Below are 10,570 nucleotides of genomic sequence, written 5' to 3'. Positions count from 1 at the left end.
CACCAGTCCTGGCCCCGGCGCCAGCCCAGCCTCGGACACTGGCCCTGGCTCCGGTGCCGGCTCCACCCCTGGCGCCCAGCCCGGCCTGCCCCCCGGCTCCCGGCCGTAGGCAGAAACCGGCGGGGCTCCGCCCCCGGCGTTGCCTCTGGTGCTCAGCCCTGCCCCTCCGCTGTAGGTAGAAACCGTTGTCATCGCGACGGTAGCCACCTACGGCAGCGGAGGCCGTAGGTGGCTACCGCTATGGGAACGACGGTTTTCACCTACGGCCCGGGGTGGCCGCAGGGCTGCGGCTGGAGTGCTGGTCAGGTAACCATGCGTATCCCCCCGAACGGTGGCACGCTTCGATAGAAGCCAGCCACCGGAGAAGATCGGCGCGACTTTGTCGTTGTGTACGCTTTTGCGACCAAAAAGCGTACACAACGACAAACTCACCTGGATCATGGCCTGTACGGGTGGGTGGTCGTAGATGGGATCCGCGCTACTTGACCGGCGCTCCAGCCACAGGCAGGGCAGGCCACGGGCAGGGAGGGCTGCCGTCGCGGCAGGGACCGCGCGTGCCTCGCGTGGTCGCGTCGAGGGTGTGGCGTCGAGCGGGCCGCGCCCCGGCGGGGGCAGGTCCGTAGGCTCAGGGGTGTGGCGCGGGCCGGAGATCTGCGACAGCTCCTCGGGCTGACGGGATTCCGGCGGCTCTATGCCGCCCGCCTGAGCTCGCAGGCCGCCGACGGCGTGTTCCAGGCGAGCCTGGTCAGTTACGTGCTGTTCTCCCCGGAACGGGCGACGTCGGCCACGGCGCTCGCGGCGTCGCTGGCGATCGTGGTGCTGCCGTTCAGCGTCATCGGCCCGTTCGCCGGGATCGTGCTCGACCGGATCTCCCGGCAGCGGATGCTGGTGGTGTGCGCGCTGGCCCGGGCGGTGCTGCTCGTCCTGCTCGTCCTGCTCATCGCGGCCGGCCACACCGGCGCCGACTTCTACGCGAGCGCGCTCGCGGTGTTCAGCGTGAACCGTTTCGTGCTCGCGGCGCTGTCCGCGGGGCTGCCCGTCGTCGTCCCGACCGGGCGGCTGGTGACGGCGAACGCCCTGTCGGTGACGTCCGGGACGGTCATGACGCTGGTCGGCGCCGGGATCGGCAGCGGTGTACGGGGGCTGGCCGGCGGTGACGACGCGGGCGTCGCCCTGGTCGCCGCGCTCGCGGCCGTGGCCTACCTGGCCGCCGCGGGTACCGCCGGCCGCGCCGGCCGGTACGAGTTCGGGCCACTGCGCCCCACACCCGGGCAGGGGGTCCTGCGTGAGGCCCGGCAGGTGGTCGTGGAGCTGGCGGCCGGCGCCGGCCATCTGTGGCGGCGGCGCCCGGCCCGGTACGCGCTCGCCACGCTGACCGGCTCGCGGGCGGCGTACGGCCTGACGACGGTGATGGCTGTCCTGCTCTACCGCAACTACTTCACCGGCGCGGACGGTGGCCTCGGCGGTCTCGCGCTGCTGGTGACGGCCAGCGGGGTGGGCACGGTGGTGGCCGCGTTCGCCACCCCGCGGGTGACCCGGCTGGTCAGCAAGCAGGTCTGGATCAGCCTGGTGCTGCTCGTCGTCGGGATCGCCGAGATCGCCCTGTGCCTGCCGTTCTCGTCACCGCTGCTGATCGCGGCCTCGGTGCCGATCGGGTTCGCCGCCCAGGCGAGCAAGATCTGCGTGGACACGATCGTCCAGGAACAGACCGAGGACGCCTACCGGGGCCGCGCCTTCTCCCTCTACGACCTGTTGTTCAACGTGGCCTATGTGGCCGCCGCGGCGCTGGCGGCGATCACCCTGCCGCCCACCGGGCGGTCGCCCGTCATGGTGCTGGTCGCCGGCGGCGGCTTCATCGTGTGCGCGCTGCTGTACCTGCGGGCCCGCGGCCCGCGGACGCCGGCTCCCGGGCCGGCGGTGGCCACCGCCCGCCGCCTGCCCGCGGCCACCGCGACGGCGGATCCCAGCGCGGCGGGCCAGCCCCACCGGTGCGCCGACGCCCCCGCCTGACCGAGCCCGGGGCCCCGGGCCCCGAATTCAGGGGCCCGACACCAACGTCCGAGCCTGACCGTGCTTGACACAACGCCTGACCGGCCCCGGACACAACACCTGACCGGGGCCGGACACAGCGGTGCCCGGCCACCCCCTCCGGGTAGCCGGGCACCGTTCACCGGTGGCCTCCGCGGTCGTCGTCCGCCTCGGACGGCCGTGCCGTTGTTCGCCCCGTGCAGGCTGTTCGCTCCGGGTGGGTTATTCGCCCCGGATGAACTCCTCCACCTTGTCCCGGGCGATGTTGTCCCGGTACTGCTCCGGCGGCGACTTCATGAAGTAGGAGGACGCCGCGAGCAGCGGCCCGCCGACACCCCGGTCAAGAGCGATCTTGGCGCAGCGGACCGCGTCGATGACGACGCCGGCGCTGTTCGGGGAGTCCCAGACCTCGAGCTTGTACTCCAGGTTCAGCGGCACGTCGCCGAACGCGCGGCCCTCCAGCCGGACATAGGCCCACTTGCGGTCGTCCAGCCAGGCGACGTAGTCGGACGGGCCGATGTGGACGTTGTCCTTGCCGATCTCGTGGGAGAGCTGGGAGGTCACCGCCTGCGTCTTGGAGATCTTCTTGGACTCCAGCCGGTCCCGCTCGAGCATGTTCTTGAAGTCCATGTTGCCGCCGACGTTGAGCTGCATCGTGCGGTCCAGGACGACGCCCCTGTCCTCGAACAGCTTGGCGAGCACCCGGTGGGTGATGGTGGCGCCGACCTGCGACTTGATGTCGTCGCCGACGATCGGGACGCCCGCGGCACGGAACTTCTCCGCCCATTCGGGACGGCCGGCGATGAACACCGGCAGGCAGTTGACGAAGCCGACGCCGGCGTCGATCGCGGCCTGGGCGTAGAACTTCGCCGCCTCCTCGGAGCCGACGGGCAGATAGCAGACGAGGACGTCGGCCCGGGCCTCGCGCAGGGCGGCGACGACGTCCACCGGGGTGTCGTCGGACTCGGCGATCGTCTCCCGGTAGTAGCGGCCGAGGCCGTCGAGGGTGTGCCCGCGGGCGACCGTGACCCCCAGCGGAGGCACCTCCGCGATCTTGACCGTGTTGTTCTCGCTGGCGCCGATGGCCTCCGACAGGTCCTGCCCGACCTTCTTCGCGTCCACGTCGAACGCGGCGACGAACTCCAGGTCCCCGACGTGGTATTCCCCGAGCTGGGTGTGCATCAGGCCCGGGACCTGTGCGGACGGATCAGCGTCGCGGTAGTACTCGACCCCCTGGACGAGGGATGCGGCGCAGTTGCCTACGCCGACGATGGCGACACGTACCGAACCCATGACGGTCTGCTCCTTCTGCGATTGTGGAAGGCGGATGGGTGGGATCCGGGGCGAGGCGGCACGCCGGCGCGGGCACTAACGCGCGGGCGGGGCCTCGTTGCCGTCTCCCCCCGGATCCGGCGGCGTCGGCGGCGCCGGATCCGGGGACAACTCTGTGGATGTTTCGATGGGCGGCCCGCTGGACGGCCCGGCGGCCGCCGGGCGCGCCCGTCCGCCGGCCGGTGCCTGTGCGCGCTCCGTCTCGATCAGCTCGGTCAGCCAGCGGACCTCGCGCTCGACGGACTCAAGGCCGTGGCGCTGCAGCTCGAGGGTGTAGGAGTCGAAACGCTCGCGGGTCCTGGCCAGGGCGGAACGGACCTTCTCACGCCGTTCCTCCAGCCGGCCGCGGCGGCCCTCGAGGATGCGCAGCCGCACGTCCGCGTCGGTCTTGCCGAAGAACGCGAACCGGATGCCGAACATCTCGTCCTCCCAGGAGGACGGGCCGCCCTCACCGAGCAGGGCGGCGAGGCGCTCCTTGCCCTCGGCGGTGAGGGTGTAGACGACGCGGCTGCGGCCGCCGAGACGGTTCGCGGCGCTGGAGTCGTCGGCCGTGACGTAGTGCTCGGCCTGTAGCTTGCGCAGGCAGGGGTACAGCGAGCCGTAGCTGAAGCGATGGAAGGTCCCCAGCACGGTGTTGAGGCGTTTGCGCAGCTCGTAGCCGTGCATCGGGCTTTCGGAGAGCAGCGCGAGGACGGCCAGCTCCAGCATCCTCGCTCCTTTCCTCGGAAGTCATCGGAAGTCAGCCGTGACACTGATGTGACCGGTGTGTCCGGGACGGCTCCGCGTCGCGATCCATCGGCTTGATCTTTTTGGCTGTGCTGGCCCGGTGATGGGACGTGCTGGTCCGGCGGTGAGCCGTGCCGCCGCGGGCCGTATCACCGCGAAGCCGTATCCGCGTGAGCCGTGCGGGGCCGTACCTGCCCGGTGCCGCACCCGGCCGGGATATCTCCAGCTGCGACGTCTCCGGTCGGGATGTCTCCGGTCGGGATGTCTCCGGTCGGGACGTTTCTGCATGACATATCGTTTCGATACATCGAGCATGCCACTTCGGGATAACGAAGGCAACCAGGGGTGTCCGGCGCGGAAAGCCGGGATGGCCGGATCGTTGCCATCGGCCCGGAGCTCACCCTTGTCGGTATTTGCCTGGACAACCATCACGTACCGTGTTCAGTACTCGGAGCTCTTCCGGTGTCGCAGGGGCTTGTGTCCGGAGCGTCTGCCAGTGCGACGCATCCGGCGTACCGTCTTATGGCATGCGTCCACGGTCGGTTGTCGACTACGCGCTCGCCCGGCGGGCGACACTCGCTGACCTGCATGCCGGCAGAGTGTCGGCCACGGATGTGTGTGACGCGCACCCATACCTGCTGCGGGCGGCCAAGCACCACGGGGAGGCGACCGGCAGGCGCTGCCCGGTCTGCCGTGGACGCGAGCCGTTGATCAACGTCACATATACCTACGGTGACGAGCTCGGCGTGAGTTCCGGCCGGGTGCGGGCGACCAGGGACCTGCCGGCCCTCGCGCGGCAGTTCAGCGAGCTACGGGTCTACGTCGTGGAGGTCTGCACGTCCTGCTCCTGGAACCACCTGATCATGTCGTTCGTGATCGGGACCGGCCGGCCCCGGGTCAGGCGGACGGCCCGCCGCAGGACGGCCGAGGAGTAGCCGGGAAGAGGAGCGGCCGGGAACAAGAACGAGGAGCGGCGGGACGGCCGGGGCCCGGGCCCGCCGTCACCGGGTTTCCCACGTGTTGGCGGGAACCCGGTGCATGTGTGCCTGTGGGAGGCGGCGTACCGTCTGACAGCAGCCACCGACGACGCGGGGTTCACTCCCGCAGCCACGGACGGGACTGTCAGTGAGGCCAACATCTACGATCGGGACGTGTACCCGCGCGATGACGACGGCCGTACGCATGTGCGCCGTACCCCGGCCGACCGTGCTCCGGCCGAAGGGGATCATCCGGATGTCGGCTCTGTGAACGGCCACCTGGACAGCCGCCCGCACGGGGCGGCCCGGCCCGACGGTGACGGCTCCGACCGGGCGGGTGCCACCCCCGGCGGTGCCGCGTACGGCGACGCGGGCCGGACGGCGGTGCGCGACGAGCGAGGCGGCCAGCCCGCGGACAGGCGGCCTGCCGACAACAGGCCCGTCACCAACAGGCCTGTCAACAACATGTACGACACGACCGACCGGGCCACCATGGAGCGCATCGGCGTCCGGGAACGCACCGCCGACTCCACCACCTACGTCCGCCGTCCCCGCCCGGACGACGTCCCTGCCGCGGCCCCGGTCAACGGCGTCCGCGGACGTGCGCGTGCCGGCGCGGGCCCGGCGGATCCCCCGGGCGTGCCGCCGGGACGCGCCGATGATCGCCATGGCCTCGAGGGCGGGGCGCAGCAGCCACCGGTCCGGCCGGGTCAGGGAAGACGGGGGCCGATGTTCTGGCGGAACCGCCCGTTGTGGCTGCGGCGGCTGGTCATGTTCGGGCTGCTGTCCGGCGTGCTGATGTTCGCCGCGCTGGTCGCCGTCCTCTACTCCCTGACGAAGATACCGCTGCCGGCGGCCGTCAACGCCGCCGAGCAGACGTCCATCATCACCTACGCGGACCGCAGCACCGAGATCGCCAAGATCGGGACGGTCAACCGGACGGACGTCCCGCTCTCCGAGGTGTCGGTCGACGTCCAGCACGCCGTGCTCGCGGCGGAGAACAAGAACTTCTACAGCGAGCCCGGCATCTCCCCGCGGGGAATCGCCCGGGCGCTGTGGGTGAACGTCCGCGGCGGTGAGATCTCCCAGGGCGGGTCGACCATCACCCAGCAGTACGCCAAGAACGCCTATCTGACACAGGAACGCACCTTCTCCCGTAAGATGAAGGAGATCGTCCTCGCGGTCAAGCTCGCCCGGAAGTACTCCAAGGACGAGATCCTCGAGTCCTACCTCAACACGATCTACTTCGGCCGGGGGGCGTACGGCATCGAGGCCGCGTCCAAGACGTACTTCGGCAAGCCGGCCAAGCAGCTCAGCGCGGAGGAGGGCGCGGTCATCGCCGGGCTGATCCGCTCCCCGAACGCGCTGGACCCGCGGGTGACCCCGGCCGCCGCCGAGCGCCGGTGGCACGAGGTGCTGGACACGATGGTCGAGAAGGGCTGGCTGGACGCGTCCCGCGCGACCCCGGAGAAGAAGCCGCCGGTGACCCAGGAGCGGGACAGGTCCAACGGCATGGCCGTCTCCTCCCCGCAGGCCGCCTACATCCGGGACCAGGCCAAGGACGAGCTGATCGCGGCCGGGATCACCGAGCAGCAGATCAACCTGGAGGGCCTGCGTATCCAGACCAGCATCGACCAGGGCCGGCAGACCGCCGCCTACCTGGCCGTGACGAACGTGCTGGCCAAGCCCTACACCGCCGTTCCCGACCTGAAGACCGGCCTGGTCGCGGTCGAGCCGGGCACCGGCCGGGTGCTGGCCTGGTACGGGGGCACGATCTACGGCAAGGGCGACAACGGCCAGACCTCCTACGTCGACAACGTCTCCGGGGCGCAGGTGCCGCCGGGGTCGACCTTCAAGCCGATCACACTGGCGGCCGCGCTGCAGAAGGGGGTCAGCCTCAAGTCGGTCTACGCGGCCCCGGACGTGCTGGAGATTCCCGGCAAGGCCGCCGACGGCAGCGGGACGTACGTGGTCCGCAACGACGAGGAGCACGGCAACTTCGGGTACCTGAACCTGATCGACGCGACCGCCGAGTCGGTCAACACCGTCTACGTCCCGCTGGGCATCGAGGCCGGCATCGGCAACGTCATCTCCACCGCGCGCGCCCTGGGGGTGAACAAGGACGTCCCACTGACCGACGATGGCGGGGTGACCCTCGGCCGTGATGGCATCACCGCCAAGGACATGGTCGCGGTCTACGGAACCTTCGCCAACGCCGGCAAGGCCGTCGCCCCGCACCTGGTCGACCGGGTGATCGACGGCAAGGGCAAGGTCATCTATGAGGGGCCGACCAACGCGAAGACCGCCATCCCCGCGACCGTGGCGGCCGACGTGACGTACGCGCTGCAGTCGGTCCTGAAGAGCGGCACGGGCAAGGCGGCGCAGCTCGCCGACGGCCGGCCGGCAGCCGGCAAGACCGGCACCACCGACAACTTCCGGACCGCGTGGTTCTGCGGTTACGTCCCGCAGGTCGCGGCCTGCGTGAACATGTTCCGCGGTGACGGCGGGGTGAGCAAGGCGACCGCGCTGACCGGGATCCCCGGGGCTACCGGCGGTGTCTACGGCGGTGGCTACCCGGCGAAGATCTGGAAGGCCTTCATGGACGGCGCTCTCAAGGGCGTCGCACCCCAGAGCTTCCCGACGCCGAAGTACGGTGGCACCGTCACCAACGCGTCGCCGTCGCCGACCCCGCAGCCGACCTTCTCACCGACGCCCACCGCCTCACCCGAGGTGACGCCGCCCGCGGACGTACCCGACCGCGACCGCCATGGGCGCCCGACGACGCTGTTCCCACCGTCGGCGGAGCCGACCGCGTCCACCGGCGGGCAGGGCGAGCAGTCACCGACCCCGAAGCCGGGGAATCCGAGGATCAACGACGGCAGGTTACCGCCTGACCAGGACCCGACCGCCTGAGCCCGCGGCGCGGGAGCCGTCGGTCGCGGCTCCCATGGCGCGGGAGCTGTCGGTCGCGGCTTCCACGGGGTGGGAGCTGTCGGTCGCGGCTTCCACGGGGTGGGAGCCGTCGGTCGCGGCTCCCACGGGCTCCCCGGACCGGGACCGGCCGGATCCCCCCACCGTCGAACGGGAGGGCGTGTTGCACGGGTGACAATGGCACATGGCCAGGGCGTCTCTGATGGATGTTGGCCGATGCGGGTGGTGATCCAGGCTGCCTCCCGCGGGGCGCAGGACAACGGGGTCCCCGTGCGGCGCGCAGCGCCGGACAGGGGGCGTTCCACAGCCGGGCCATGGGCGGCGACAACGCGACGGGTGGCCGGCTGGGTGCCGCCCGCCCGATCGGACATCCGTCAGACCCGTCCTGGCTCCTCCGGGATCTCCCGGATCGATGCCGGCGTCCACCGCGTCGAGGTGGCAGGACACCGGCACCGGCGGCGACCGGCCCGCCCGCCCGGCCACCGGATGCCGCGGTGGGCTGCCGGGCGGTCCCGGTGGGCCCGCGGATGACCGTGCGGCCGCTGGCGGCCGGGACGGGTGGCGAGCGCTCGCCGCGGGCGGCACCCGTCACCCCGGTCTGCCCGTCCCGGGAGGACCCGGTGGTCGCCGGTGCCAGCATGCTCGTCGGCGGCCCGCCGGGCGATCACGCCCGCATCGGCGCCAGCCGGAGCTGGTGGACGCCGCTGCGGATGCTCATGGCGTTCACCATCCTCGCCTGCGTCCTCGCGTACGCGCAGAAGCTGCCCTGCAGGGACACCCGCAACTGGTCGGACGAGTACCAGTACACGCGGATGTGCTACTCCGACGTGGTCGCCCTCTACGGCCAGGAAGGCCTGGCCACGGGCAAGCGCCCCTTCCTCGACTACCCGACCGAGTACCCGCCGCTGATCGGCGCGGTCATGCAGTTCGCGTCGTCGGTCGCCGGCGTCGCCTCGCCGTCGCAGCCGGTGTACCGGAACGAGGACGGCAGGCAGGTGCTGGCCGGCTACACCATCGACCAGCGCACCGCCGTCTTCTACGACGTCACGGCCCTGCTGTTCCTGGTCATGACCTGCGTGGCGGTCTTCTGTACGGCGCTGGCGGCGGGCCGGGCCCGGGTATGGGACGCGGCCCTGTTCGCCCTCGCCCCCGCCCTGGTGCTGCATCTGCTGACCAACTGGGACATCGTCGCGGTCACGTTCGCCGCCGCCGGACTGCTGGCCTGGTCACGCCGCGCGCCCGTGCTCGCCGGCATCCTGTTCGGGCTCGGGGCGGCGACCAAGTTCTACCCGCTGCTGTTCCTGCTGCCGCTGGCTGTGCTGGCCCTGCGCGCGGGCCGGGGCCGGGCCTTCGTGCGGACCATGGCGGCGACGGTCGTGACCGCCGCGGCCGTGTGGGTGCCGCTGTGGCTGATCGCCGGCTACTTCACCGAGGACCAGCGCACCGGCGACAGCATCTGGACGACGTTCCGGGCCGGTGGCGACTGGCTCGCGCTGCTCGACGGCCATGCTCCCGGCGGGGCCACGAACGCGATGCTGCGCTTCGTCGACCTGAACTCGCAGCGGGGCCCGGACTGGGACTCCCTGGCGTTCGCAGCGACCTGGCTGGCCGGCTCCTTCTCGCCCCGGGCGTTCGGGCCGCTGCATCTGATCGCCATGCTGCTGGCCGGCCTGCTGCTGGTGGCGGCGGGTTTCGCGGCCGCCGCGCGCTGGCCGGCGCGGCGGCTACCGATTGCGCTGGCCGGGCTGGTGAGCTGGCTGCTGGTCGTGGTCGCGGTCCCGAAGGTGCTCGGCAGCGTCCGGGACGACGGGATCCCCACCGGCACCCTCAACGTCGTCTCGATGATCGCTCTCGGGACGCTGCTGGTCGGCATCGCGGCGCTCGGCTGGTTCGCGCCGCGGCGGCCGCGGCTGCCGGCGCTGCTGTTCCTCACCGTCGTCGCCTTCCTGGTGACCAACAAGGTCTTCTCCCCGCAGTACACGCTGTGGCTGGTACCGCTGGCGGCGCTGGCCAGGCCGCGCTGGCCGGCGTTCCTCGCCTGGCAGGCCAGCGAGGCGTACGTGCTGCTCACCCGGTTCCTGCACTTCGTCTACAACGACACCAACGCAGCGCACGGGATCGGCCGCGGCTGGTTCGTGGGCGCTGTCGCCATCCGCGATCTCATGCTGTGCGTGCTGGCCGGGCTGGTCATCCGCGAGATCCTGCGACCGGAGCTGGACGTGGTCCGCGCGACCGGGGCGGACGACCCGGCCGGCGGCGTTCTCGATGGCGTCCCGGACCGTCGTGGCCGGCGCCGTACGGCCGTCCCGGCGCAGGCCGTCGCCGGAGCCACCGCGGATGCCGGCCGGGACGCGCGCCGGGACGGCTACCGGATGTCTCCCCACCGTTCGATGGCCGGCGGTGGGCGGCGAGGCGGACCGTCCACCGCGGGTACCAGCCCGTGACACCGGCACCGGATGGCCCGCTGGCGGATCCTGCCGGGCCGGGCCGTACCGGAGCGGAGCCGACCGGAGCGGGCCAGACCGGAGCGAGTACCGCTGGATCAGGCGTCGCCGGATCAGGCCATACCGGCCCGG

Annotated in this window: 6 protein-coding genes; 4 read left to right on the top strand and 2 right to left on the bottom strand. The window is 71.7% G+C overall.

What is annotated here, in order from left to right:
* Positions 1 to 633: 633 nt before the first annotated feature.
* Positions 634 to 2,010: an MFS transporter gene (locus AC5LUJ_RS10625; RefSeq protein WP_493464849.1), complete on the top strand. Its 1,377-nt coding sequence runs from the start codon at positions 634 to 636 to the stop codon at positions 2,008 to 2,010.
* A 240-nt stretch (positions 2,011 to 2,250) separates the two neighbouring features.
* Here the strand turns inward: AC5LUJ_RS10625 and AC5LUJ_RS10620 are convergent, their stop codons facing one another.
* The gene (locus AC5LUJ_RS10620; RefSeq protein WP_250286700.1) at positions 2,251 to 3,321 is read right to left on the bottom strand and encodes an inositol-3-phosphate synthase; all 1,071 of its coding nucleotides are present in this window, start codon (positions 3,319 to 3,321) and stop codon (positions 2,251 to 2,253) included.
* 75 nt (positions 3,322 to 3,396) lie between these two features.
* Positions 3,397 to 4,068 (bottom strand): PadR family transcriptional regulator, encoded by a 672-nt coding sequence (locus AC5LUJ_RS10615; protein WP_250286702.1) that lies wholly within the window; start codon positions 4,066 to 4,068, stop codon positions 3,397 to 3,399.
* 545 nt (positions 4,069 to 4,613) lie between these two features.
* On the opposite strand from AC5LUJ_RS10615, the gene AC5LUJ_RS10610 reads away from it, so the two are divergent.
* From AC5LUJ_RS10610 to AC5LUJ_RS10600, 3 genes are all read left to right on the top strand, one after another.
* Positions 4,614 to 5,021: a DUF5318 family protein gene (locus AC5LUJ_RS10610; protein ID WP_250286704.1), complete on the top strand. Its 408-nt coding sequence runs from the start codon at positions 4,614 to 4,616 to the stop codon at positions 5,019 to 5,021.
* A 309-nt stretch (positions 5,022 to 5,330) separates the two neighbouring features.
* Positions 5,331 to 7,976 (top strand): transglycosylase domain-containing protein, encoded by a 2,646-nt coding sequence (locus tag AC5LUJ_RS10605; RefSeq protein ID WP_250293080.1) that lies wholly within the window; start codon positions 5,331 to 5,333, stop codon positions 7,974 to 7,976.
* A gap of 545 nt (positions 7,977 to 8,521) precedes the next feature.
* Positions 8,522 to 10,438, top strand: coding sequence for a glycosyltransferase family 87 protein (locus AC5LUJ_RS10600; RefSeq protein WP_493464848.1), 1,917 nt, complete (start codon positions 8,522 to 8,524; stop codon positions 10,436 to 10,438).
* Positions 10,439 to 10,570 lie beyond the last annotated feature (132 nt).

The organism is Protofrankia sp. CiP1_Cm_nod3 (assembly GCF_982290655.1).
The sequence above is the reverse complement of the archived record's forward strand: the minus strand, read 5'-3'. Positions and strand labels throughout refer to the sequence as shown.

What these genes read in the sequence shown, in the direction of transcription:
- AC5LUJ_RS10620 (WP_250286700.1), bottom strand. Translation starts at nt 3,321, where the DNA reads ATGGGTTCGGTACGTGTCGCCATCGTCGGCGTAGGCAACTGCGCCGCA.
- AC5LUJ_RS10610 (WP_250286704.1), top strand. Translation starts at nt 4,614, where the DNA reads ATGCGTCCACGGTCGGTTGTCGACTACGCGCTCGCCCGGCGGGCGACA.
- AC5LUJ_RS10615 (WP_250286702.1), bottom strand. Translation starts at nt 4,068, where the DNA reads ATGCTGGAGCTGGCCGTCCTCGCGCTGCTCTCCGAAAGCCCGATGCAC.
- AC5LUJ_RS10600 (WP_493464848.1), top strand. Translation starts at nt 8,522, where the DNA reads ATGACCGTGCGGCCGCTGGCGGCCGGGACGGGTGGCGAGCGCTCGCCG.